General features: G+C 70.8%; 28 protein-coding genes. 25 read left to right on the forward strand and 3 right to left on the reverse strand.

Annotated features, from left to right (window positions below):
• Positions 1-91 precede the first annotated feature (91 nt).
• Positions 92-469, forward strand: coding sequence for a PTS sugar transporter subunit IIB (locus AMYNI_RS50610; RefSeq protein WP_084628539.1), 378 nt, complete (start codon positions 92-94; stop codon positions 467-469).
• Positions 466-921 carry a PTS sugar transporter subunit IIA gene (locus tag AMYNI_RS0134415; protein WP_020672657.1) on the forward strand — a complete coding sequence of 152 codons (456 nt, stop codon included), beginning with the start codon at positions 466-468 and terminating at the stop codon, positions 919-921. Before AMYNI_RS50610 ends, AMYNI_RS0134415 begins: the two co-directional genes overlap by 4 nt.
• Positions 922-993: 72 nt before the next feature.
• Here the strand turns inward: AMYNI_RS0134415 and AMYNI_RS0134420 are convergent, their stop codons facing one another.
• Positions 994-1,449, reverse strand: coding sequence for a Rieske (2Fe-2S) protein (locus AMYNI_RS0134420; protein WP_026361288.1), 456 nt, complete (start codon positions 1,447-1,449; stop codon positions 994-996).
• Between the two features lie 143 nt (positions 1,450-1,592).
• Here AMYNI_RS0134420 and AMYNI_RS46040 point away from each other — a divergent pair, with 143 nt between their 5' ends.
• The 9 genes from AMYNI_RS46040 (at position 1,593) to AMYNI_RS0134465 (ending at position 8,922) form a co-directional block, all read left to right on the forward strand.
• Entirely contained in the window at positions 1,593-2,012 is a 420-nt protein-coding gene (locus AMYNI_RS46040) for a hypothetical protein (RefSeq protein ID WP_040406166.1), read from the forward strand.
• Between the two features lie 23 nt (positions 2,013-2,035).
• On the forward strand, positions 2,036-2,521 hold the full coding sequence (locus AMYNI_RS0134430) for a sigma-70 family RNA polymerase sigma factor (protein ID WP_040407625.1): 486 nt from the start codon (positions 2,036-2,038) through the stop codon (positions 2,519-2,521).
• The gene (locus AMYNI_RS0134435; RefSeq protein ID WP_020672661.1) at positions 2,518-3,153 is read left to right on the forward strand and encodes an anti-sigma factor family protein; all 636 of its coding nucleotides are present in this window, start codon (positions 2,518-2,520) and stop codon (positions 3,151-3,153) included. Before AMYNI_RS0134430 ends, AMYNI_RS0134435 begins: the two co-directional genes overlap by 4 nt.
• 97 nt (positions 3,154-3,250) lie before the next feature.
• Positions 3,251-3,898: a prepilin peptidase gene (locus tag AMYNI_RS46045; protein ID WP_020672662.1), complete on the forward strand. Its 648-nt coding sequence runs from the start codon at positions 3,251-3,253 to the stop codon at positions 3,896-3,898.
• Positions 3,899-3,931: 33 nt separating this feature from the next.
• A complete protein-coding gene (gene aroC, locus AMYNI_RS0134445; protein WP_026361290.1) occupies positions 3,932-5,119 on the forward strand; it encodes a chorismate synthase in 1,188 nt (395 codons plus the stop codon).
• Complete coding sequence (locus AMYNI_RS0134450) at positions 5,116-5,643, forward strand: shikimate kinase (protein WP_020672664.1); 528 nt, start codon at positions 5,116-5,118, stop codon at positions 5,641-5,643. Before aroC ends, AMYNI_RS0134450 begins: the two co-directional genes overlap by 4 nt.
• On the forward strand, positions 5,640-6,746 hold the full coding sequence (gene aroB, locus AMYNI_RS0134455) for a 3-dehydroquinate synthase (protein ID WP_020672665.1): 1,107 nt from the start codon (positions 5,640-5,642) through the stop codon (positions 6,744-6,746). The genes AMYNI_RS0134450 and aroB overlap by 4 nt, the downstream gene beginning before the upstream one ends.
• A 95-nt stretch (positions 6,747-6,841) precedes the next feature.
• On the forward strand, positions 6,842-7,273 hold the full coding sequence (gene aroQ, locus AMYNI_RS0134460) for a type II 3-dehydroquinate dehydratase (RefSeq protein WP_026361292.1): 432 nt from the start codon (positions 6,842-6,844) through the stop codon (positions 7,271-7,273).
• Positions 7,274-7,404: 131 nt separating this feature from the next.
• Positions 7,405-8,922: a glycoside hydrolase family protein gene (locus AMYNI_RS0134465; protein ID WP_211225663.1), complete on the forward strand. Its 1,518-nt coding sequence runs from the start codon at positions 7,405-7,407 to the stop codon at positions 8,920-8,922.
• On the opposite strand, the gene AMYNI_RS0134470 is transcribed toward AMYNI_RS0134465, so the two are convergent.
• Positions 8,892-9,317 (reverse strand): hypothetical protein, encoded by a 426-nt coding sequence (locus AMYNI_RS0134470; RefSeq protein ID WP_020672668.1) that lies wholly within the window; start codon positions 9,315-9,317, stop codon positions 8,892-8,894. The genes AMYNI_RS0134465 and AMYNI_RS0134470 overlap by 31 nt on opposite strands.
• A gap of 74 nt (positions 9,318-9,391) precedes the next feature.
• On the opposite strand from AMYNI_RS0134470, the gene AMYNI_RS0134475 reads away from it, so the two are divergent.
• From AMYNI_RS0134475 to nusB, 3 genes are read left to right on the forward strand one after another with little or no spacing between them, the layout of a single operon-like run.
• Positions 9,392-10,489, forward strand: a complete 1,098-nt coding sequence (locus AMYNI_RS0134475) for a M24 family metallopeptidase (protein WP_020672669.1) — start codon at positions 9,392-9,394, stop codon at positions 10,487-10,489.
• A 35-nt stretch (positions 10,490-10,524) separates the two neighbouring features.
• Positions 10,525-11,088, forward strand: a complete 564-nt coding sequence (gene efp / locus AMYNI_RS0134480) for an elongation factor P (protein ID WP_020672670.1) — start codon at positions 10,525-10,527, stop codon at positions 11,086-11,088.
• A gap of 4 nt (positions 11,089-11,092) precedes the next feature.
• Positions 11,093-11,548 (forward strand): transcription antitermination factor NusB, encoded by a 456-nt coding sequence (gene nusB / locus AMYNI_RS0134485; RefSeq protein ID WP_020672671.1) that lies wholly within the window; start codon positions 11,093-11,095, stop codon positions 11,546-11,548.
• Between the two features lie 77 nt (positions 11,549-11,625).
• On the opposite strand, the gene bldD is transcribed toward nusB, so the two are convergent.
• On the reverse strand, positions 11,626-12,114 hold the full coding sequence (gene bldD, locus AMYNI_RS0134490) for a transcriptional regulator BldD (RefSeq protein ID WP_003096372.1): 489 nt from the start codon (positions 12,112-12,114) through the stop codon (positions 11,626-11,628).
• Positions 12,115-12,370: 256 nt separating this feature from the next.
• On the opposite strand from bldD, the gene pyrR reads away from it, so the two are divergent.
• From pyrR to coaBC, 11 genes are all read left to right on the forward strand, one after another.
• Positions 12,371-12,982, forward strand: a complete 612-nt coding sequence (pyrR, locus tag AMYNI_RS0134495) for a bifunctional pyr operon transcriptional regulator/uracil phosphoribosyltransferase PyrR (RefSeq protein ID WP_026361294.1) — start codon at positions 12,371-12,373, stop codon at positions 12,980-12,982.
• Positions 12,979-13,911 (forward strand): aspartate carbamoyltransferase catalytic subunit, encoded by a 933-nt coding sequence (locus tag AMYNI_RS0134500; protein ID WP_020672673.1) that lies wholly within the window; start codon positions 12,979-12,981, stop codon positions 13,909-13,911. The genes pyrR and AMYNI_RS0134500 overlap by 4 nt, the downstream gene beginning before the upstream one ends.
• Positions 13,908-15,200 (forward strand): dihydroorotase, encoded by a 1,293-nt coding sequence (locus AMYNI_RS0134505; protein WP_020672674.1) that lies wholly within the window; start codon positions 13,908-13,910, stop codon positions 15,198-15,200. Before AMYNI_RS0134500 ends, AMYNI_RS0134505 begins: the two co-directional genes overlap by 4 nt.
• Complete coding sequence (locus tag AMYNI_RS0134510; RefSeq protein ID WP_020672675.1) at positions 15,200-15,733, forward strand: PH-like domain-containing protein; 534 nt, start codon at positions 15,200-15,202, stop codon at positions 15,731-15,733. The genes AMYNI_RS0134505 and AMYNI_RS0134510 overlap by 1 nt, the downstream gene beginning before the upstream one ends.
• Positions 15,730-16,863, forward strand: coding sequence for a glutamine-hydrolyzing carbamoyl-phosphate synthase small subunit (gene carA / locus AMYNI_RS0134515; RefSeq protein ID WP_020672676.1), 1,134 nt, complete (start codon positions 15,730-15,732; stop codon positions 16,861-16,863). Before AMYNI_RS0134510 ends, carA begins: the two co-directional genes overlap by 4 nt.
• Entirely contained in the window at positions 16,863-20,207 is a 3,345-nt protein-coding gene (carB, locus tag AMYNI_RS0134520; protein ID WP_020672677.1) for a carbamoyl-phosphate synthase large subunit, read from the forward strand. The genes carA and carB overlap by 1 nt, the downstream gene beginning before the upstream one ends.
• A 94-nt stretch (positions 20,208-20,301) precedes the next feature.
• Complete coding sequence (gene pyrF / locus AMYNI_RS0134525) at positions 20,302-21,126, forward strand: orotidine-5'-phosphate decarboxylase (protein WP_026361295.1); 825 nt, start codon at positions 20,302-20,304, stop codon at positions 21,124-21,126.
• A gap of 274 nt (positions 21,127-21,400) precedes the next feature.
• Positions 21,401-21,718, forward strand: a complete 318-nt coding sequence (gene mihF, locus AMYNI_RS0134530; protein WP_020672679.1) for an integration host factor, actinobacterial type — start codon at positions 21,401-21,403, stop codon at positions 21,716-21,718.
• Positions 21,715-22,377 (forward strand): guanylate kinase, encoded by a 663-nt coding sequence (gene gmk, locus AMYNI_RS0134535; protein ID WP_026361296.1) that lies wholly within the window; start codon positions 21,715-21,717, stop codon positions 22,375-22,377. The genes mihF and gmk overlap by 4 nt, the downstream gene beginning before the upstream one ends.
• Positions 22,374-22,646 carry a DNA-directed RNA polymerase subunit omega gene (rpoZ, locus tag AMYNI_RS0134540; protein ID WP_020672681.1) on the forward strand — a complete coding sequence of 91 codons (273 nt, stop codon included), beginning with the start codon at positions 22,374-22,376 and terminating at the stop codon, positions 22,644-22,646. Before gmk ends, rpoZ begins: the two co-directional genes overlap by 4 nt.
• A gap of 9 nt (positions 22,647-22,655) precedes the next feature.
• The gene (gene coaBC, locus AMYNI_RS0134545; protein ID WP_026361298.1) at positions 22,656-23,885 is read left to right on the forward strand and encodes a bifunctional phosphopantothenoylcysteine decarboxylase/phosphopantothenate--cysteine ligase CoaBC; all 1,230 of its coding nucleotides are present in this window, start codon (positions 22,656-22,658) and stop codon (positions 23,883-23,885) included.
• Positions 23,886-23,936 lie beyond the last annotated feature (51 nt).

Below are 23,936 nucleotides of genomic sequence, written 5' to 3' on the forward strand. Positions count from 1 at the left end.
CCCACCATCACCTCCTGATCGCTGTTGGACGGGCACCTGGTCTCGCCCGGTCGCGTTAATATTGGTACGTTCCGGTCTAGACCATTTGCTGATGGGGCAGAATGCTCCGTCACACGATCGGGTGTCAACCGCCGTTACGAGTTCGTGCCCGCGGACGGTGCGCGTGCCAACGATCGGCGGAGTACGGCTGGCGCGAACGCGAAAAGAGCAGGTTCACAACAAGGAGGCCGCGATGGCGGACGACCGACCGGAAAAGATCCTCGCGGCACTGGGGGGCGCGGACAATGTGATCGAGATCGAGGGCTGCATCACGCGGCTCCGCTGCGAGCTGGAGGACGGCTCGCTGGTGAACGAGGCCGCGCTGAAGCAGGCCGGCGCGATGGGCGTGGTCAAGGTCGGCTCGGTGGTCCAGGTGATCGTCGGCCCGGAGGCGGACACCATCGCCAGCGACATCGAGGACCTGATGTGAGCCTCACCGTGCAGAGCCCGGTGGCGGGCAGGACGGTCTCGTTGGCGGAGGTGCCGGACCCGGTGTTCGCCGAGGCGATGGTAGGGCCCGGTCTCGCGGTCCAGCCGGCCGGTGGAGGTCAGGACGCGGTGGCGCCGGTGGACGGCACCGTGGTCACGCTGCACCCGCACGCCTTCGTGATCGCCACCGCGGACGGCCGTGCGGTGCTGGTGCACCTCGGCATCGACACGGTGAAGCAGAAGGGCGAGGGGTTCACCCTGCACGTGGTGAAGGGCGAGTCGGTGCGGGCGGGTCAGCCGCTGGTCGGCTGGGACCCGGACGCGGTCACCGCGGCCGGCTACTCGGCGATCGTGCCGGTGATCGCGCTCGACGCCAAGCCGGAGCTGCTGACCGCGCTCAACCTGGACGCGGACGTCACCCTTGGCGACCCGCTTTTCACCTGGGGTAGCTAGCTTTTCGCAGCGAAGGCCACCTTGCCTGCGTTCAATGCAGGCAAGGTGGCCTTCGCCGCGTTCGGGTACTGGTCAGGAAGTAACGACCTGACCGTTCTCGACCTTGACCGGAATGGCGGGCAGGGGCTCCTTCGCCGGTCCCTTCTTCACCGCACCGGTCGTCGCGTCGAAGATCGATCCGTGCAGCGGGCACTTCAGCTCGGCGCCTTCCGGTGCCACCGTGCCGCCCTGATGGGTGCAGGCCGCGCTGAAACAGCTCACCGCCGTTTCCGACGTCCTGGTCACGATCGCCGGCTTTCCGTCCGGTGTGGTGACGGACTTGGCCTGGCCGACCGGGACGTCGTTGAGCGCGGTCAGCGCCCCTCCCGGTGCGGGTGCGGGTGCGGGCGGGGCGCTCGGGCTCTGGGCAGGCTGCTGGCCGCTGTCCCCACTGGCACAGGCGGACAGGACGGCGAGTCCGGCGACCGCGCCGGCCGCGGTGGCGCCGGTGGTGAGCATGGTGCGGCGGGTGTGTTGTTCGGCAGTCATGTTCTTCACACGAGGCGGGCCACCGTTCGGTTCAACGACGGTGGGTAAAAGATTTCCAAAAGATCTCCGCGGCGATTGAACCGGGGCGAAGGCCGTTTCGTGGTCATGACATACGGTTTCCGGCGAAGTACAGGGAGTAGACCATGACGTGGGCATTGCGCATTGTGGTGGCGGTCGCGCTGCTCGGCTCGGCTTTGACGCATTACCTGCTGTGGCAGGACGGGTTCAAGGACATCGACATCATCGGGCCGCTGTTCCTGGTGAACGTGGTGGCGGGCGTGGTGATCGCGATCGCGATGGTCCGCTGGTCGCACTGGCTCGTCGAGCTGCTCGCGATCGGGTTCGGCGCGGTTACCCTTGGGGGGTACCTGATTTCGCTGACCGTCGGTCTGTTCGGGGTGCGTGAGCAGTTCCAGACGCAGGCGGAGGTCTGGGCCATGGTCACCGAGGTGGTCTGCATCGTGCTGGGTGCGGTGCTGCTCATCCGGCGGCCCAACCTGGTCGGCACCGTCCGCGGCGACCTGCAGAAGGTGTTGAAGAGGGGAGCAGGACGCAGTCAGTGAAGGAGACCACCGACGACCGGTTGATGCGGGCGCTGCACGATGAGCACGCCGCCGCATTGTGGTCGTACGCCCTCAAGCTCACCGGGGGCGACCGGGCTCGCGCCGAAGACGTGGTGCAGGAGACCCTGCTGCGTGCCTGGCGGCACCCGCGGGTACTGGACCAGTCGGAGGGATCGGCGCGTGCCTGGCTCTTCACCGTGGCCCGCCGGATCACCATCGACGGATGGCGATCGGCTGCCGTGCGGTCAGAGGTGAGCACGGATCTGACGCCGGAGATACCACTGCCGGACGGTACCGAGCGCGCGTTGCAGGGTTGGCTGGTCGCCGAGGCGCTCGGCGAGCTGTCCAGCGCTCACCGTGAGGTACTGGTGCTTTGCTACTTCCACGGATTTTCGGTGGCCGAGGCGGCCGGCAGGCTCGGCGTCGCGGAGGGCACGGTCAAGTCCCGCACGCACTACGCGCTGCGGGCCCTCAGGCTGGTGCTGGAGGAAAAGGGGGTGACGCAATGACGGTGTCCGGGCCGGACCCGTTTTCGACCTACGACGCGGCCTACGTCCTCGGTGGACTGTCACCCGAGGACCGCGCCGCCTTCGAACAGCACCTGCGGGAGTGCGACAACTGCTCCAGGTCCGTGCGCGAGTTCGCCGGCCTGCCGGGGCTGCTGTCCCAGGTGGATCCGGTGGTGCTGCCCGAGCCGCCGGCGGACCTGCTGCCCTCACTGCTGACCGCGGCCAGGCGCGCGCGCCGTCGGCGGACGCTCGGCGTGATCGCCGACATCGGGATCGCCGTGGCGGCGGGCGTGACGTTGATGCTGGCGCTGCTGCCGGGGGACAACGGGCTCGACACGACCGAGATGACCCCGCTCGGGGCGTTCCCGGTGCAGGCGAGCGCGGGCATGGAGGAGGAGGCCCGCGGGTCCCGCGTCGACCTCTCGTGCAGCTACCGCGGCGGTGGCGACGTTGGCGACTACGTGCTGGTCGCGGTGCGGCGGGACGGCACCACCGAGTCGCTGGCCACCTGGCGCGCGGTCCCGGACGACACCGCGCGCATCTCGGTGGGCACCGCGCTGCACCGCGGCGACGTACAGGCGCTGGAGATCCGCACGGTGTCCGGGGTGCCGCTGATGCGCTGGAATCCGTAACCCCATCGGGTCCTACTCGCGAGTTATCCGAAGTAACGGGACGTCTCGTACGCGCTCTTCCTTGCCGTGCCCGTGATCGCGGGCCCAGGCTGGATCCGTGGACATCGTGACCCTGCTCGCCGTGGCGGGCTGCCTGACCGGGCTGCTCGGCTGCCTCGTGCTGCGCCGGTCGCGGCGGCCGGCGCCGGTGCACCCAGGCTGCTGTGCGGCCGGGGTCGGCCTGCTCTGGGCCGGTACCGGCTGGCGGTGGTTCTCCGGTGGGCTGCCGCCGTGGTGGCTGCCGGTGCCGCTGGTGGTCACCGCGCTGGCGGTGCCGCTGGCACTGGCGGACCTGCGGTACCGCCGGCTGCCGGACGTGCTGACCCTGCCGGCGTATCCGCTCGTCGCGCTGGCGGTGGCCGCCGTGGTGCTCACCGGGCCGGAGCAAGGGGCCGGGCCGAGGGCGGCGCTCGGCTGCCTGGTGTTCGCCGGGGTGCATCTGGTGGTGCGGATGCTTTCCCCCGCTTCGCTCGGCGCAGGTGACGTGAAGCTGGCCGGCGCGCTGGGCGCGGTACTCGGCGCGGTGGGCTGGGCCGCGCTGGTACTGGCCGCGGCCGGTGCCGCGCTGGGGACGGCGCTGCTGGCGTTCGTGCGGCGGCCGGGTTGGCGGGACGGCGTGCCCTACGGCCCCGGCCTGCTGGCCGCCGCCTGCCTGGTCGCGATCTTCCCGGCGGCCGGATCCCTGGAGGTGGGCATGGGCAACTGAACCGGATTTCCGGGGTCGTGACAGGATTGTCTGGTGTTGCGCTGGATAACCGCTGGTGAATCGCACGGACCTGCACTCTCCGCCGTGCTCGAAGGAATGGTGGCCGGAGTCGAGGTCACCACGGCCGACCTGAGCGAGCAGCTCGCCAGGCGGCGGCTCGGCTTCGGGCGCAGCCCGCGGATGGGCTTCGAGACCGACCACGTCCAGTTCCTTGGCGGGCTCCGGCACGGGGTGACCCAGGGCGGGCCGATCTCGGTGCACATCGAGAACGCCGAGTGGCCGAAGTGGGAGAAGGTCATGGCGGCCGACCCGGTGGATCCGGTCGAGCTGGCGGGGCTGGCCCGCAACGAGCCGCTGACCCGGCCGCGGCCGGGACACGCGGATCTGCCCGGTATGCAGAAGTACGGCTTCGACGAGGCCCGTCCGGTGCTGGAGCGGGCGAGTGCCCGCGAGACCGCGTCCAGGACGGCGCTGGGCACGGTGGCGAGGGCGTTCCTGCGCCAGCTGCTGGGTGTCGAGGTGGTCAGCCACGTGGTGTCCATCGGCGCCGCGGAGGCGCCGGAAGGCCCGCTGCCGGGGCCGGCCGACCTCGCCGAGATCGACGCCAGCCCGGTGCGCGCGTTCGGCAAAGCCGGTACCGACGCGATGGTGGCCGAGGTGGACGCCGTGCGGAAGGCCGGCGACACCGTGGGCGGGGTGATCGAGGTGATCGCCTACGGGCTGCCGCCCGGCCTCGGTTCCCACGTGCACTGGGACCGGCGGCTGGACGCCAGGCTGGCTGGCGCGCTGATGGGCGTGCAGGCGATGAAGGGTGTCGAGGTGGGCGACGGGTTCACCACGGCCCACCGCTGGGGCAGCAAGGCGCACGACGAGATCGACCGCGGCTCCGGACCGGTCGGCGTGACCAGGCGCTCCAACCGGGCCGGCGGGCTCGAGGGCGGCATCACCAACGGTGAGCCGGTGCGGGTGCGGGTGGCCATGAAGCCGATCTCGACCGTCCCCAAAGCACTGTCCACTGTGGATGTCGCTACCGGTGAGCCCGCGGTGGCGATCCACCAGCGTTCCGACGTCTGCGCGGTGCCGCGGGCCGGTGTGGTGCTGGAGTCGGTGGTCGCGCTCGTCCTCGCCGACGCGGCACTGGAGAAGTTCGGCGGCGACTCGCTGGCGGAGAGCAAGCGGAACGCGCAGGCCTACCTGACCGCGCTCGAGGAGCGCTGGTGACCCCGCGCGCGGTGATCGTCGGCCCGCCCGGCTCGGGCAAGAGCACGGTGGGCCCGCTGCTGGCCGAGCACCTCGGGGTCGTCTTCCGCGACGCGGACGACGACATCGTGGAACGGGCCGGGCAGTCGATTTCGGATATCTTCACCACCTCCGGCGAACCGGCTTTCCGTGCGCTGGAAGAGGAAGCCGTCGCGCTCGCGCTCGAAGAGTGCGACGGGGTGCTGTCCCTAGGCGGCGGCGCGGTACTCGCGGCCGGCACCCGGCGGCGGCTGGCGGGGCACCGGGTGGTGTTCCTCAACGTGGGCATGGCCGAAGGGGTCCAGCGGGTCGGTCTGTCCAGTGCCAGGCCGCTGCTGGCCGGGGTGAACCCGCGGGCCACCTACAAGAACCTGCTCGACGCCAGGCTGCCGATCTACCAGGAGGTGGCCACCCTGGAGGTGGACACCACCGGCCGGACACCCGCCGAAGTGGTCGAGACCATTGCCGATCTGCTCGAGCCGAAAGCGAGCGAAGGAGCACGATGACCGATCCGGTGCGGATCAAGGTGAACACCGACCGGCCGTACGACGTGCTGGTCGGCCGCGGCCTGCTGGCCGAGCTGACCGAGGTGGTGCGGGACGCGTCCAAGGTCGCGTTGATCCACCCGCCGACGCTGACCACCACCGCGGAGGCGATCCGCGAGGAGCTGGCCGAGGCCGGGGTGGACGCGCACCGGGTGGAGATCCCGGACGCCGAGGACGGCAAGGCCCTTTCGGTGGCCGGGTTCTGCTGGGAGGTGCTCGGCCGGATCGGGCTGGATCGCCGTGGTGCGGTGATCGGCCTCGGCGGCGGCGCGGTCACCGACCTGGCCGGGTTCGTGGCGGCCACCTGGATGCGGGGCGTGCGGCTGGTGAACGTGCCGACCACCCTGCTCGGCATGGTGGACGCGGCGGTCGGCGGCAAGACCGGGATCAACACCGAAGCCGGCAAGAACCTGGTCGGGGTCTTCCACGAGCCCACCGCGGTACTGGTCGACCTGGCGACCTTGGAGACCCTGCCGCCGAACGAGCTGGTCGCCGGCATGGCCGAGGTGGTCAAGGCCGGCTTCATCGCCGACCCGCGCATTCTCGAGCTGGTCGAGCGGGACAGCGCGGCCGCGCTGGACACCCAGGGCGAGGTGCTCGGTGAGCTGGTCCGGCGGTCGATCCAGGTGAAGGCGGACGTGGTGTCCGCGGACCTGCGCGAGTCGGACCTGCGCGAGATCCTGAACTACGGGCACACCCTCGGCCACGCCATCGAGCGGCGCGAGCGCTACAAGTGGCGGCACGGCGCCGCGGTGAGCGTCGGCCTGGTCTTCGCAGCCGAGCTGGCCAGGCTGGCCGGGCGGCTGGACGACGCGACCGCGGATCGGCACGCCGCCGTGCTCCAGGCGCTCGGCCTGCCGGTCCGGTACGAAGCGGACGCGCTGCCCCAGCTGCTGGAGAACATGCGCGGGGACAAGAAGACCCGGTCGGGGGTGCTGCGGTTCGTGGTGCTCGACGGCCTGGCCAAGCCGGGCAGGCTGGAAGGGCCGGACCCGTCCCTGCTGGCCGCCGCCTACTCGGCGATCGCGGCCGATGCGCCGAGCGGCGGGAGTGTGCTGCTGTGAGGGAGCCGGCGGCTTCGGGCGACCACGGCGGCGGCCGCCCGGCGAGCGAAATGCACGCGCCAGGACACGCTTTTCGTCCTGGCGCCGATTCAGCACTGAAGGTGTTCGTGTTCAACGGGCCCAATCTCGGCAGGCTCGGCAAGCGGGAGCCGTCGGTCTACGGCTCGACCACCCACGACGACCTGGTCCGGCTCTGCGCCGGCACCGCGGCCGAACTGGGGATCGAGGTCGAGGTGCGGCAGACCGACCACGAGGGCGAGCTGGTGGGCTGGCTGCACGAGGCCGCCGACGCGGGCGCTCCCGTGGTGCTCAACGCGGGCGCCTGGACGCACTACTCCATCGCGGTTCGGGACGCGGCAGCCCAGCTGACCGCCCCGCTGCTCGAACTGCACATCTCGAACGTGCACAAGCGCGAGGAGTTCCGGCACCACAGCGTGCTCTCCGACATCGCCACCGGCGTGCTCGCCGGGCTCGGCGTGGACGGCTATCCGCTCGCGCTGCGCTGGATGAGCGCGCACGCCGGCTGACCAGCCAGGATCGGCCTTTCCTCACGACAGAGCTACCTGTCACTCGTCCGGGTTAGCCGCTCTCTACACTGAGCCAGCGAATGCACCGCGGCAAGCCGGTGCCGGGCCGGGAGAGGGAGGGCATCGAGCGCATGCGCGGCTTCCGCCCCGAACGGCTGCTGGGTACCGCGCTGGTCGCGGCCCTCGGTGCCGCCGTACTCGCCGGCTGCAGTGCGGACACCCAGCCGATGGCCGAGGGTGCCGGCCGGCCCGGTCCGGTGGGCGGGGACGCGCCGCGGGCCCCGGAACCGGTGGACCAGCAACTCCAGGTGGACGCCGGCCGCCAGAGCGGCGGCACGGTCGCGGCCGGCGGGCCCGGTGCCCCGTACAACTACGGCCCCACGGTGATGCTGGACGGCGGCCAGACCCGGATGTGGTGGTGCAGCCAGTACGGCGGCGCGCCACCGCCGGGGGACGACATCCTCTACGGCGAGGCGGCCACGGCCGACGGCCCGTTCACCGGTCAGGGTGGCGGGGCGCCACGCGCGGTGTTCTCCGGTAGCTCCGGTGGTTTTGATGCCATGCACGTCTGCGATCCCTCGGTGATCCGGGTGGACGGCACCTACTACCTGTACTACACCGGAGCCGCGGGCGACCACGCGCTCGGCAACTCGATCGGGCTGGCCACCAGTACCGACGGGGTCAACTGGTCCAGGGCCAACGGCGGCGCCCCGATCCTGAACCCGGCGCACGACACGCACCGGGCGAACGCCTACGGCGCCGGTCAGCCCGCCGTGGTGCACCTGGACGGCTGGTTCTACCTGATGTTCACCGACACCACGGGCGCGGCGGCCGGCTGGAACGGCGCGGGCCAGTTCCTGGTCCGTGCCAAGGATCCCGCCTTCGCGACTGGAGTGGAAGCGTTGGGGGACAAGGGTTTCATCCCGGTTCCGAACGCCAGCGCGGCGAGGTCCAGGTCCTTGGTCGACGCGTTCAGCGCGGATCTGACCTGGGTGGCGGCGCTGAACGCGTTCGCCATCGCGCACGAGACCCAGGAAGGCACCACCCTCACCTTCTGGAACCGCGGCTTCACCGCGAACCCCTACCGGCCGGTCGTGGTGCCCGGCCCGTGGCAGGAGGGCCCTGGGCTGGTTCGCCAGGCGGACGGGCACGCGCCGATCTCGGTTTCGGACCCCTGCGGCCGGGTGCCGCTGGATCTGGTGCGGGCCACCGTGATCGGCGGCGCGAACGCGCCGACCGACCTGCGCCACTTCGGGATCGACGTGCACGGCCTGAACGCCTGCGGCACCGCCGAGCGGGCACTGGCCGTGCTGGACGGGTTCGCCATGCCGTCCCCGGTGCGCACCATGGACCTGGTCACCGGCGGCAAGGTGATCCGGGTGGACCGCCGCTCGGTCGCGGCCGCATTGGCCACCAGGGTGCTGGACCGGCGGCTGCCGGCGCTGGACTGGCTGCCGGTGGCGGCCAGGCTCCCCGCGGAGACCCGCGCCCTGCGCGCGCCGGGACCGGGGGTGGGGCTGCTGCTCGACGACGGCAGGCTGTGGCCGGTCCGCCCGACCGGTCTCGCCGAGCTGAACGGCTCCAAGGTGGAGCCGGTGACCGAGCAGCAGTGGACGACCTACCCGGCCGGGCTGCCGCTCGGTCGGTGATCGGGCAGGTCGTCGTTCGCCATCCCACGGTTCTTGGGCTGCTGAAGCCTGGAGCCGACCAGCAGGCCGAGCCCGGCCGGGATCATCACCAGCAGCGCGGTGAACGCGGCACCACCGGTGACCGCGGGCCACAGCTCGCTGATCCCGCTCTGGTCCACGAAGATCGCCCGGCCTATCACGGACAGGACGCCGGAGACCACCCCGGCGACCAGCGCGCCGATGAACCAGGCGCGGCCACGGTCGTCCACCCGCAGCCAGGCGTCCACCGCGCTCCACAGCGCGGCCGCGCCGACCAGCAGGGCGAGCGTGACGACCCGGATGGTCGCGACGTCCGCGGGCTGGTAGACGGCGATCTTGGCCAGTACGGTGACGGCCGCGGCGTGCAGCACGGCCATCCCGGTTCCTCTGAGCACCCAAGGCGGCATCCCGTCACTGTAGATGGTGTGCCGCCGCGCATTAAGCTGTCCTGGTGCCTGAAACCCATGCCGCCCGCCGCACGGCGCTGCGGGCCCTGCTCACCGATGCGGGCCTGGACGCGCTGCTGGTCACCGATCTGCTCAACATCCGCTACCTGACCGGGTTCACCGGTTCGAACGCCGCGCTGCTGCTGCACGCGGAGCTGGACGATCGCACCGCTTTCTGCACCGATGGCCGCTACACCACCCAGTCGAGCGTGGAGGTGCCCGATCTGAAGCGGGTGCTGGACAGGGCCAGCGCCGCGGCGATGATCCGGCACGGCAGCGCGCTGCCGAACCTGTACCGCCGCGTCGGCTTCGAGAGCCAGCACGTCAGCGTCGAGCAGTTCGAGAAGCTCGACGACCTGGCCGAAGGGCTCGAGCTGACCAGGGCGCCCGGCCTGGTGGAACGGCTCCGCCTGGTCAAGGACGAGGTCGAGGTGGACGCGCTGCGCCGGGCCTGCGCGGTGGCCGACCGGGCACTGGCCGACCTGATCGAGTCCGGCGGGATCCGACCGGGCCGCACCGAGCGGGAGGTGGCGCGCGAGCTGGAGAGCCGGATGCTCGACCACGGCTCCAGCGGCCCGTCCTTCGAGTCCATCGTCGCGGCCGGCACCAACTCGGCCATCCCGCACCACCGGCCGACCGACGCGGTGCTGGCCACCGGCGACTTCCTCAAGCTGGACTTCGGTGCCACCGTGGACGGCTACCACTCGGACATGACCCGCACCCTGGTGCTCGGTGCGCCCGCGGACTGGCAACGCGAGGTGTACGAGCTGGTGCGGCGCTCGCAGGCGGCCGGCCGGGACGCGCTCGCGCCGGGCGCCGACGTGACCGAGGTGGACGCTGCGGCCCGTACCGTGATCGACGAGGCGGGCTACGGCGCCGAGTTCGCGCACGGCCTCGGGCACGGGGTCGGCCTGCAGGTGCACGAGGCGCCCAGCCTGGCCGCGACCGGCGCCGGTACACTGTCCGCCGGTATGGCGGTCACCGTCGAGCCTGGCGTCTACCTCGCCGGCCGCGGTGGCGTGCGCATCGAGGACACGCTGGTCGTGCGGGACGGTACTCCCGAACTCCTCACCCTGAGCAGCAAAGAACTCGTGGTCGTCTGACGACGTCCCGCCGAAACACAGGAGATCTCACACACGTGGCCACCACCAACGACCTGAAGAACGGCCTGGTCCTCAACCTGGACGGGCAGCTCTGGTCCGTCGTGAACTTCCAGCACGTCAAGCCGGGCAAGGGCGGCGCCTTCGTGCGCACCACGCTCAAGCACGTGCTCTCCGGCAAGGTGGTGGACAAGACGTTCAACGCCGGCACCAAGGTCGAGACGGCCACCGTGGACCGCCGGAACATGACGTACCTGTACAACGACGGCACCGACTACGTGTTCATGGACGCGGACACCTTCGACCAGATCACCGTGGTGCCGGAGATCGTCGGCGACGGCGCCGGCTACCTGCTGGAGAACACCGAGGTGCAGGTCGCCATGCACGAGGGCACCCCGCTCTACGTCGAGCTGCCGACCTCGGTCGAGCTGGTCGTCCAGCACACCGACCCCGGCCTGCAGGGCGACCGCTCCACCGGCGGCACCAAGCCGGCCACCCTGGAGACCGGCGCCGAGATCCAGGTGCCGCTGTTCCTCACCACCGGCGAAAAAGTCAAGGTGGACACCCGCGACGGCCGGTATCTCGGCCGGGTCTCAAGCTAGTTCCGTGGCGGCAACTCCGGACAAGTCGAAGCGCGGCGGCCCGATCGGCCGCCGCGCGGCCCGCAAACGCGCGGTGGAAATGCTCTACGAGGCGGCCCAGCGGCTCACCGACCCGGTCACCCTGCTGGCCGACCGGGTGGGCGCGGTCGAGGTCGACCCGATCGGCGACTACACGATTTCGCTGGTCGAGGGCGTGACGACGCAGCGCGAACGGATCGACGAGCTGCTCGCCGAGCACTCGCAGGGCTGGACCCTGGACCGGATGCCCCCGGTGGACCTGGCGGTGCTCCGGGTGGGCGTGTACGAGCTGCTGTGGGCGACGGACGTGCCGGACCCGGTCGCGATCGACGAGGCGGTCGGCCTCGCCAAGGAGCTGTCCACGGACGACTCGCCGCGGTTCGTCAACGGCGTGCTCGGCCGGATCGGCAACATCGCCGACCGTCTCCGCGCGGTGCTCTGACCGGCCACGACTCGTCTGGACGGGCCGTGCCTCCCCCCCAGGGGCACGGCCCGTTCATTCGCGTTCGGTCCGGAAAACTAATCCTCTTTCGAGGGGCGGGCTTCCGGGGGCAGCACGCCCCAGTCGATGAGCTGTTCGGTCAGCTCGCCCGGGGTCATGTCGTAGATGATGGCGAGCGAGCGCAGGTCCTCGGTGCGGATGGACAGCACCTTGCCGTTGTAGTCGCCACGCTGGCTCTGGATGGTGGCGGCGTACCTGGCCAGCGGCCCGACCTTCTCCGCGGGCAGCTGCTGGAGACGCTCCAGGTTGATAACGATCTTGGTGGCGGGCTCGGCACCCGAGGGCACCCGGCCTTCCGGCAGCAGCTCGACGACCGGGACACCGTAGAAGTCCGCCAGCTCGGCCAGCTTCTGGACGGTTACGGCCCGGTCACCGCGCTCGTAGGAGCCGACCACGACGGCCTTCCATCGTCCGCCGGACTTCTGCTCGACCCCGTGCAAGGACAGGCCCTGCTGCTGGCGGATCCCGCGGAGCTTGGCCCCGAGCGCCTTGGCGTAATCGCCCATCTGGTTGTTCTCCGTTTCCTCGCCCCGGTCGGTCGAGATGACCGCCGGAGGACTCCTGAGTCGAATACTCAGAGTAATGGTTACGCGTTGTCGTCACCAGGTCAAGCAGATCATTGATCGGGGCGTCGGCGAACACGCCCACACCACCCGTAAGGCTGAGCGGAAGTTCCTGTTACGCTAAGAAAGATTTCCTCGTCAAGCAGGATATCGACGTCCTTTAAGGACCCGTCCAGAGAGGCGGGGAAGGGGGTCTACCGTGGCGCCACAGCCTCGTGGCGCGGCGGAACCGGCTGGGGAGCGCGAGCTGCTCACCGCCGGGGATGTCGCGCGCACCATCGCCCGAATGGCCCATCAGGTCATTGAGAAGACCGCGCTGGGTGCGGGCTCCGCCGGGAGCACTGCCCCACCCGTGTTGCTCGGCATTCCTACCAGGGGAGCGCCGCTGGCGGCCCGGCTGGCCGCGCGGATCACCGAGTTCTCCGGGCTGGAAGTACCGGCGGGCGCGCTCGACGTGACCCTGTACCGGGACGATCTGCGGCGGAAGCCGACCAGGCCGCTGGAGCAGACGCATCTGCCGCACGGCGGTATCGACGACCGGCTGGTGGTGCTGGTCGATGACGTGCTCTACTCCGGCCGGACCATCCGGGCCGCGCTCGACGCCCTGCGCGACCACGGCCGGCCGCGGGCCGTGCAGCTGGCCGTGCTGGTCGACCGCGGGCACCGCGAGCTGCCGATCCGCGCCGACTACGTGGGCAAGAACGTGCCCACTTCGCGCGCCGAAGAGGTCTCCGTGCTGCTGGCCGAGACCGACGACCGGGACGCGGTGCTGTTGCGGAGCAGTGTGGCTGACGGGGAGGGAGACCGATGAAGCACCTGCTCGCCACCGACGGCCTGGACCCGGAGTTGGCCACCGCGGTGCTGGACACCGCCGACGAGCTCAAGCACACCCTGCTCGGCAGGCAGGTGCGCAAGCTGCCCACCCTGCGCGGCCGCACGGTGATCACGATGTTCTACGAGAACTCGACCCGGACCAGGGTGTCCTTCGAGATCGCCGGCAAGTGGATGAGCGCGGACGTGGTCAACGTGTCCGCCGGCGGCTCCTCGGTGGGCAAGGGCGAGTCGCTGCGCGACACCGCGCTGACCCTGGCCGCCGCCGGCGCGGACTGCGTGATCATCCGGCACCCGGCCTCGGGCGCCGCGCACCGGCTGTCCGGCTGGCTGGCCGAGGCCGGTACCGCGGTGGTCAACGCCGGCGACGGCACGCACGAGCACCCCACCCAGGCGCTGCTGGACGCGGCCACCCTGCGGGAACGGCTCGGCTCGCTGGACGGCCGCCGGATCGCGATCGTCGGCGACGTGCTGCACAGCCGGGTGGCAAGGTCGAACATCCATCTGCTGGCCGCGCTCGGTGCCGAGGTGGTGCTGGTCGCGCCGCCGACGCTGCTGCCGGTCGGGGTGGAGACGCTGCCGGTGACGGTGTCCCACCAGCTCGACGCCGAGCTGCCGGCGCTGGACGCGGTGATGATGCTGCGGGTGCAGGCCGAGCGGATGCACGGCGGTTTCTTCCCGTCCGCCCGCGAGTACTCGATCGCCTACGGGCTGAGCGAGGCGCGGCTGAAGCTGCTGCCCGAGCACGCGGTGGTGCTGCATCCCGGCCCGATGCTGCGCGGCATGGAGATCGCCTCCGCGGTCGCGGACGCGCCGGCCTCGGCGATCACCGAGCAGGTCCGCAACGGGGTGCACGTCCGGATGGCTGTCTTGTATCACTTACTCGCTGGAGAAGGAGACGCGCTTTGAGCGACCCGGTACTGATCAAGGGTGCCCGGTTGTACGGCGAAGGGGAGCCGGTCGACGTACTGGTCGCGGATGGGGTGCTGGCCGAGGTCGGCACCGTGCGGGCGCCGTCGGGCGCCGAGCTGATCGAGGCGCGGGGCCAGGTGCTGCTGCCCGGGTTCGTCGATCTGCACACGCATCTTCGGGAACCCGGCCGTGAGGACACCGAGACCATCGCCAGCGGGTCCGCGGCGGCTGCGCTCGGCGGCTACACCGCGGTCTTCGCGATGGCCAACACCGACCCGGTCGCGGACAACGCGGTGGTGGTCGAGCACGTCTGGCGGCGCGGGCGCGCGGCCGGGCTGGTGGACGTGCACCCGGTTGGCGCGGTGACGGTGGGCCTGGACGGCGCGAAGCTGGCCGAGCTCGGCACCATGGCCGCGTCCGAGGCCGCGGTCCGGTTGTTCTCCGACGACGGCCGCTGCGTGGCCGACCCGCTGCTGATGCGCCGGGCGCTGGAGTACTCGACCTCGCTGGGCGTGGTGATCGCGCAGCACGCCGAGGAGCCGAGGCTGACCGTCGGCGCGCAGGCGCACGAGGGGGAGCGGGCCGCGCGGCTGGGCTACACCGGCTGGCCCGCCGCCGCCGAGGAGTCCATTGTGGCCCGTGACTGCCTGCTCGCCCGGCACGCCGGTGCCCGCCTGCACATCTGCCACGTGTCCACCGCGGGCACCGTGGACGTGCTGCGCTGGGCCAAGGAGCGCGGCACCCAGGTGTCCGCCGAGGTGACCCCGCACCATCTGCTGCTCACCGACGAGCGGCTGGCGAGCTACGACCCGGTGAACAAGGTGAACCCGCCGCTGCGCACCGGCGCGGACGGCGAGCGGCTGCGCGCGGCACTGGCCGAGGGCGTGCTCGACTGCGTGGCCACCGACCACGCGCCGCACGCGGTGCAGGACAAGGACTGCGAGTGGGCCGCGGCCAAGCCCGGCATGCTCGGGCTGCAGACCGCGCTGTCCATTGTGGTGCAGACCATGGTGCGCCCTGGGCTGCTGGACTGGCGCGGGGTCGCGCGGGTGATGAGCGAGCGGCCGGCCGAGATCGCCGGGCTGCCGGACCAGGGCAGGCCGCTGGCGGCAGGCGAGCCGGCGAACCTGGTGCTGATCGACGCGGACGCGGAGTGGACGGTGCGCGGCGCCGAGCTGGCCAGCATCGCCGCGAACACCCCGTATGAGGGAATGCGGCTGCCCGGCTCGGTGACCGCCACCATGTTGCGCGGCCGGATCACCGCCCAGGAAGGGAGAATCCGCTAATGGATCGGTTGTTGCTGACGCTGGCGGTGGTGGTCTTCTTCCTGCTCTGCGCCTGGGGCATGTGGCTGGGCTGGCGCCGCAAGGCGCGCTCGCAGAGCGTGCAGGTGCCACCGTTCCCGACGGCTCCAGAAGATGTCGGTGAGCCGCTGCTGCCCGCTGCGGAGGGGCTCTACGTGAGCACCACCCGGGCCAGGCAGTGGCAGGACCGGATCGTGACCAGGGGAGCGGGCCTGCGCACTTCGGCCACCTGGCGGGTCTACCCGGGCGGGCTGGACGTGCGGCGGGTCGGCGCGCCGGACTTCTGGATTCCGGCGGAGTCCATTGTGGAGGTTCGCAAGGACAGGGCGATCGCGGGGAAGGTGATGGGCACGGACAGCCTGCTGATCATCACCTGGCGCCTCGGCGATGTGCTGCTGGACACCGGTTTCCGCGGCGACGAGCTCGGTGTGTACCCGCAGTGGCTGGAAAGCCTGCGGGCGATCGCGCCCCGGCAGCCCAATGGCGACGAGATCAAGGGAGGTGCCCAGACATGAGTCCGGTTGGCACGAACGGCCGGGTGCCGGCCGCGCTGGTACTCGAGGACGGCCGCGTGTTCCGCGGCGCCGCCTACGGCGCGCAGGGCAGGACGCTCGGCGAGGTGGTGTTCTGCACCGGGATGACCGGCTACCAGGAGACCCTCACCGACCCGTCCTACCATCGCCAGATCGTGGTGCAGACCGCGCCGCAGATCGGCAACACCGGCTGGAACGACGAGGACGACGAGTCGGCGCGGATCTGGGTGTCCGGCTACGTGGTGCGCGATCCCGCGCGCACCCCGTCCAACTGGCGCTCGCGGCGCGGGCTCGACGACGAGCTGCGCAGCCAGGGCGTGGTCGGGATCTCCGATGTGGACACCCGCACGCTGACCCGGCACATCCGCGAGCACGGCGCGATGCGGGCCGGGGTGTTCTCCGGCGAGGCCGTCGCCGCCGACGACGCGATGGTCGCCGAGGTGCTGGCCGCGCCGCCGATGAAAGGCGCGAACCTGGCGGGCGAGGTCAGCACCGAACAGTCCTATGTGGTCGGTGCGCGCGGGGAGCGGCGGTTCCGGGTGGCCGCGCTCGACCTCGGCATCAAGGCGAACACCCCGCGGCTGCTGAGCGAGCGGGGGATCGAGGTGCACGTGCTGCCGGTGCACAGCGGCATGGACGAGATCCTCGCGGTCGAACCGGACGGGGTGTTCCTGTCCAACGGGCCGGGCGACCCGGCGACCCAGGACGCGGCGATCGCGCTGACCGAGCAGGTGCTCGAGCGGCGGATCCCGCTGTTCGGCATCTGCTTCGGCAACCAGATCCTCGGCCGCGCGCTGGGGCTGGGCACCTACAAGATGCGCTACGGGCACCGCGGCATCAACATCCCGGTGATCGACGTGGCCACCGGCCGGGTGGCGATCACCGCGCAGAACCACGGTTTCGCGCTGGAAGGCGAACCGGGGCAGCGTTTCGACTCGCCCTTCGGCGCCGCGCAGATCAGCCACTACTGCCCGAACGACGACACGGTCGAGGGCGTCCGCTGCTCGGACGTGCCGGCGTTCTCCGTGCAGTACCACCCCGAGGCGGCCGCCGGTCCGCACGACGCGGCGCCGCTTTTCGACGAGTTCGTCCAGTTGATGGAGAAAGCCTGATGCCGAAGAGGACTGACATCGAGCACGTGCTCGTGATCGGCTCCGGGCCGATCGTGATCGGCCAGGCCGCCGAGTTCGACTACTCGGGCACCCAGGCCTGCCGGGTGCTGCGGGAGGAGGGGCTGCGGGTCAGCCTGGTCAACTCCAACCCGGCCACGATCATGACCGACCCGGAGTTCGCGGACGCCACCTACATCGAACCGGTGACCCCGGACTTCGTGGAGAAGGTCATCGCCACCGAGAAGGACCGTGGCCGCCCGGTCGACGCCCTGCTCGCCACCCTCGGCGGGCAGACCGCGCTGAACTGCGCGGTGGCCCTGCACGAGCGCGGGGTGCTGGAGAAGTACGGCGTGGAGCTGATCGGCGCGGACATCGACGCCATCCAGCGCGGTGAGGACCGGCAGAAGTTCAAGGACATCGTCCGCCAGGTCGGCGCGGAGGTGCCGCGCAGCGCGGTGTGCAACACGATGGACGAGGTGCGGGCCACGGTGGCCGAGCTCGGCCTGCCGGTGGTCATCCGGCCGTCGTTCACCATGGGCGGGCTCGGCTCCGGGATGGCGCACACCACCGAGCAGCTGGAGCGGCTGGCCTCGGTCGGGCTGGAGGAGAGCCCGGTCACCGAGGTGCTGATCGAGGAGAGCGTGCTCGGCTGGAAGGAGTACGAGCTCGAGCTGATGCGCGACCGGCACGACAACGTGGTGGTGGTCTGCTCGATCGAGAACATCGACGCGATGGGCGTGCACACCGGCGACTCGGTGACCGTCGCACCGGCGATGACGCTGACCGACCGCGAGTACCAGCACATGCGCGACGTCGGCATCGACGTGCTGCGCGAGGTGGGCGTGGACACCGGCGGCTGCAACATCCAGTTCGCGATCAACCCGCGCGACGGCCGGATGGTCGTGATCGAGATGAACCCGCGGGTGTCCCGGTCCAGCGCGCTGGCGTCCAAGGCAACCGGGTTCCCGATCGCCAAGATCGCCGCGAAGTTGGCCATCGGCTACACCCTGGACGAGATCCGCAACGACATCACCGGCGAGACCCCGGCGTCCTTCGAGCCGACGCTGGACTACGTGGTGGTCAAGGTGCCGCGGTTCGCCTTCGAGAAGTTCCCCGGCGCGGACCCGACGCTGACCACCACGATGAAGAGCGTGGGCGAGGCCATGTCGATGGGCCGCAGCTTCGTCGAGGCGCTGGGCAAGGCGATGCGCTCGATCGACACCAAGGCCACCGGGTTCTGGACCGTGCCGGATCCCGAAGGCGCCACCCTGGAGTCCACCCTGGCCGAGCTGGCCGTCGCGCACGACGGCAGGCTCTACGCGGTCGAGCGGGCGCTGCGGCTCGGCGGCACCGTCGAGCAGGTGCACGAGGCCAGCGGGATCGATCCGTGGTTCATCGACCAGATCGCGCTGATCGGCGAGGTGGGTGCCGAGGTGCGGGACGCGCCGGTGTTGGACGGCGCGCTGCTGCGCTGGGCCAAGCGCAACGGGCTGTCCGACCGGCAGATCGCCTCGCTGCGCCCGGAACTGGCCGGTGAGGACGGGGTGCGCGCGCTGCGGCACCGGCTCGGCGTCCGGCCGGTGTTCAAGACGGTGGACACCTGTGCCGCGGAGTTCGCCGCGAAGACCCCGTACCACTACTCGGCCTACGAGTCCGATCCGGCGGCTGAATCCGAGGTCGCCCCGCAGCCGGACCGGCCGAAGGTGCTCATCCTCGGTTCCGGGCCGAACCGGATCGGCCAGGGCATCGAGTTCGACTACTCCTGCGTGCACGCGGCGATCGCGTTGCGCGACGCCGGGTTCGAGGCGGTGATGGTCAACTGCAACCCGGAGACGGTGTCCACCGACTACGACACCTCGGACCGGCTGTACTTCGAGCCGCTGAGCTTCGAGGACGTGCTGGAGGTGGTGCACGCCGAGCAGGTCTCCGGCACCGTCGCCGGGGTCATCGTGCAGCTCGGCGGGCAGACCCCGCTGGGGCTGGCGCAGCGGCTGGCGGACGCCGGAGTGCCGGTGGTCGGCACGTCCCCGGAGGCGATCCACCTGGCTGAGGACCGGGGCGCGTTTGGTGAGGTGCTGCGCGAGGCCGGCCTGCCCGCGCCCAAGTACGGCACCGCGACCTCGTTCGAGGGCGCCAAGCGGATCGCCGACGAGATCGGCTACCCGGTGCTGGTGCGCCCGTCCTACGTGCTCGGCGGGCGCGGCATGGAGATCGTGTACGACGAGCAGTCGTTGGCCGGCTACATCCGGCGGGCCACCGAGGTCACCCCGGAGCACCCGGTGCTGGTCGACCGGTTCCTCGACGACGCCATCGAGATCGACGTGGACGCGCTCTACGACGGCGAGGAGCTCTACCTCGGCGGCGTGATGGAGCACATCGAGGAGGCCGGCATCCACTCCGGCGACTCCTCCTGCGCGCTGCCGCCGATCACGCTGGGCCGGACCGACCTGGACGCGGTCCGCCGTTCCACCGAGGCGATCGCGCGCGGGGTCGGCGTGCGCGGGCTGCTCAACGTGCAGTACGCGCTCAAGGACGACGTGCTCTACGTGCTGGAGGCCAACCCGAGGGCGAGCCGCACGGTGCCGTTCGTCTCGAAGGCCACCGCGGTCCCGCTGGCCAAGGCGGCGTCGCTGATCATGACCGGCTCCACCGTCAAGGACCTGCGGGCCGAGGGCATGTTGCAGGCCGAGGGCGACGGCGGCGACCTGCCGGCGGACTCGCCGGTGGCGGTCAAGGAGGCGGTGCTGCCGTTCCACCGGTTCCGCACCCCGGAAGGGCACGGGGTGGACTCGCTGCTCGGCCCCGAGATGAAGTCCACCGGCGAGGTGATGGGCGTGGACGTCTCCTTCGGCAAGGCCTTCGCCAAGTCGCAGAGCGCCGCCTACGGCTCGCTGCCCACCGCGGGCCGGGTGTTCGTGTCGGTGGCCAACCGGGACAAGCGCTCCCTGGTCTTCCCGGTGAAGCGGCTGGCGGACCTCGGCTTCGAGATACTGGCCAGTTCCGGTACCGGCGAGGTGCTGCGCCGCAACGGCATCGCCTGCCGGGTGGTGCGCAAGCACTCGGAGTCGGCCGTCGCGGGGCGCCCGGAGATCACCGGCCCCAACATCGTCGAGCTGATCCTGGCCGGCGAGGTGGACATGGTGATCAACACCCCGTACGGGAACAGCGGGCCCCGGGTGGACGGCTACGAGATCCGCACCGCGGCGGTGTCAAGGGACATCCCTTGTGTGACCACCATCCAGGGCGCCGCCGCGGCCGTGCACGGGATCGAGGCGCTCATCCGGGGTGATATCGGCGTGCGCTCCCTCCAGGAGCTTCAGGCCGCCCTCCGCGCCAAGAGCTAGGCAGTTCGGTTTGTCCGTGAAGGGCACCTTCCCTACGTACAAGGTAGGGAAGGTGCCCTTCACGGCATGTGACTAGGGAAGGGGAGTGGTGAGGATGAGTGCGGGGTTTGGGGCGAGGCTGACGGAGAAGGTGGCGGAGCGCGGGGCGTTGTGCGCCGGGATCGACCCGCATCCGGGGCTGCTGGAGGCATGGGGCCTGCCGGTGGACGCTGGCGGGCTGGAACGTTTCGCGCTGACCGCGATCGAGGTGCTGGCACCCGAGGTGGCCGTGGTGAAGCCGCAGTCGGCCTTTTTCGAGGCGTTCGGCGCCGCCGGGATCTCGGTGCTGGCGCGGGTGCTGGAGTACGCGCGCGAGGCGGGCACGCTGGTGCTGCTGGACGTCAAACGCGGCGACATCGGGTCCACCATGGGCGCCTACACCGAGGCTTATCTCGGTGCGTCCGCGGCGCTGGCCGCGGACGCGATAACCGTGTCGCCCTACCTCGGGTTCGGCTCGCTCACGCCCGCGCTGAAGACCGCGGAGGCGCAGGGCCGCGGCGTGTTCGTGCTCGCCCGCACCTCGAACCCGGAAAGTCAGGAGTTGCAGAACGCCTTGCTGCCCAACGGAAAAACCGTCGCACAGTCCATTGTGGATGCAGCGGGTGATGCCAACAGCGGTGCGCGCCCCGCCGGTCATGTCGGCGTGGTGGTCGGGGCCACGGTGCCCGCCGGAGAGCTGGACCTCGGTGCGCTGAACGGCCCGATCCTGGCGCCGGGTTTCGGGGCGCAGGGGGCCACTGTGGCCGATCTCCGCCGGGTTTTCGGGACGGACCTGCGCAACGTGCTGCCGGCCTCGTCCAGGGACATCCTGCGGCACGGCCCAGACCCGGTCGCTCTGCGCGACGCCGTGCGGCGCACGCGCGAATCGCTGAATGGCTGAAATCGCCGGTTTTTCCCTGTGCGGCCTAGGGAACGACCAGGCGTGTACACTGAACGTGATCGACTGCATCCTATGGGTGATATCGACTGCGTTCCGTAACCGCCGACCGGCTCGTTTCAACTAAGCGTTCAACACAGCGTGCCGGGGTATGTCCCTTGGGGGGCAATACCAGGCGGCGCAAAACGTAATGACCGCCTACCCCGCATTGTGGCCGATTTCGGGGGTGGGTACCGTCGCGTCACCCACCCAGAAGTTGAGTACTACGGAGGAAAACGTGGCACTTCCCCAGCTGACCGACGAACAGCGTAAGGCAGCGCTGGAGAAGGCCGCCGCCGCTCGTCGTGCCCGTGCCGAGCTGAAAGAGCGCCTGAAGCGAGGCGGCACCACCCTGACCGACGTGCTGAAGCAGGCCGACGAGGACGAGGTCCTCGGCAAGATGAAGGTTTCCGCTCTGCTCGAGGCACTTCCCGGCGTCGGCAAGGTGCGCGCCCAGCAAACCATGGAGCGCCTGGAAATCGCACCGAGCCGCCGGCTGCGCGGCCTCGGTGACCGGCAGCGCAAGGCGCTGCTCGCCGAGTTCAGCGGCGAGTGAGCGACACCGGACACGACGGTTCGGCAGCGGCCGGCCGAGGAGTTCACGGTGAGCCGGTGCTGGGCGCACGCGCCCAGCACCGGCTCACCGTCGTATCGGGCCCGTCCGGCGTCGGCAAGTCCAGCGTCGTCGGCGAGCTCCGGCGGCTTGAGCCGGACATCTACTTCAGCGTCTCGGTGACCACCAGGGCACCCCGGCCCGGTGAGATCGATGGCGTGCACTACCACTTCGTCGACCGGCCCGCCTTCGACAAGCTGGTGGCCGACGGCGAACTGCTCGAGTACGCGGAGTTCGCGGGTAACTGCTACGGCACCCCCCGCGGTCCGGTCGAAGCGGCCATCGCGGCCGGCCGGCCCGCCGTGCTCGAGATCGAGCTGCAGGGCGCCAGGCAGGTGCGGGCGGCGATGCCCGAGGCGCGGCTGGTGATGCTGATGCCGCCGTCCTGGGACGAGCTGGTCGGCAGGCTGACCGGTCGTGGCACCGAGCACGAGGGCGCGGTCCGCGCCAGGCTCGCCGAAGCGGAACGCGAACTCGCCGCCGCCGGCGAGTTCGACGCCAGGGTGGTGAACGCCGACCTGCGGACCGCCGCCGAGCAGTTGCTAAACTTGATTACCGGCGACACCGCCGAACCGCTTAATGACTGGAGCAGTGACGAGTGACCACGACGCTGGGTGCCTATGGCGAGGAACTCGAAGGCATCACCAACCCGCCGATCGACGACCTGCTCGAGAAGGTCAGCTCCAAGTACGCGCTGGCGATCTACGCGGCCAAGCGCGCCCGTCAGATCAACGACTACTACGCCCAGCTCGGTGAAGGCCTGCTGGAGTACGTCGGCCCGCTGGTCGAGCCGGGCCCGCGCGAGAAGCCGCTGTCCATCGCCCTGCGCGAGATCCACGGCGGCCTGCTCGAGCACACCGAGGGCGAATAGCACGCCCCGTTGACCAAGCCAAGGGTCGTACTCGGGGTAGGCGGCGGGATCGCGGCCTACAAGGCATGTGAAGTACTCCGTGGGTTGACCGAATCCGGGCACGACGTCCGGGTGGTCCCCACCGAGGCCGCGCTGAACTTCGTCGGCGCGGCCACCTTCGAGGCACTGTCCGGGCATCCGGTGCACACCGGCGTGTTCACCGAGGTGCCCGAGGTCCAGCACGTCCGCGTCGGCAAGGAGGCGGACCTGGTGCTGGTCGTGCCGGCCACGGCGGACCTGCTGGCCAGGGCCGCGCACGGGCTCGCGGACGACCTGCTGACCAACACCCTGCTCACCGCCAGGTGTCCGGTCGCGTTCTTTCCGGCGATGCACACCGAGATGTGGGAGCACCCGGCGACCAGGGACAACGTCGCCCTGCTGCGCTCGCGCGGGGTGGTGGTCGCCGAGCCGGATGCCGGCAGGCTGACCGGCAAGGACACCGGCAAGGGCAGGCTCGCCGACCCCAGGGAGATCGTCGACCTGGCCAGGCTGCTGCTGGCCGAGCCCGCCGCACTGCCGCGGGACCTGAGCGGCCGCAAGGTGGTGATCTCCGCCGGCGGTACCAGGGAGCCACTGGACCCGGTGCGCTACCTGGGCAACCGCTCCTCCGGCAAGCAGGGCTACGCGCTGGCCAGGGTCGCCGCGCAGCGCGGCGCCGAGGTCACCCTGGTCGCCGCGCACACGGTGACGCTGCCCGACCCGGCGGGCACCACGGTCGAGCACGTGTCCACCGCCGAGGAGTTGCGGGTCGCCATGCACCGGGCGGCCGCGGACGCGGACGTGGTGGTGATGGCCGCCGCGGTGGCCGACTTCCGGCCGGACTCGCCGGCCGGGCACAAGATCAAGAAGTCCGACGATCAGCCGGATCCCGTGGTCACCCTGGTGCGCAATGCGGACATTCTGGCTGAATTGGTGCAGAACAAGAGATCTGGTCAAATCATCGTCGGATTCGCCGCGGAAACCGGTGACGAGCGCGGAAGTGTCCTAGATCACGCCAGGACGAAGCTCAAGCGCAAGGGCTGCGATCTGCTCGTGGTCAACGCGGTGGGCGAGGGCAGGGCTTTCGAGACCGAGGACAACGCTGGCTGGCTGCTCTCCGAGTTTTTCGCGGACGGGACCGAACGGCCTATCCCGTTCGGCTCGAAGTCGCAACTGGCGGCCGCGATGTGGGACGCGGTGGCCGACTTGACCGAGCATTGACCTTTTGGCACCCGGTTGGACAGGTCCACTCAGTAGGGTGAGGGGGAAACC

The organism is Amycolatopsis nigrescens CSC17Ta-90 (assembly GCF_000384315.1).
Lineage (GTDB): Bacteria > Actinomycetota > Actinomycetes > Mycobacteriales > Pseudonocardiaceae > Amycolatopsis > Amycolatopsis nigrescens.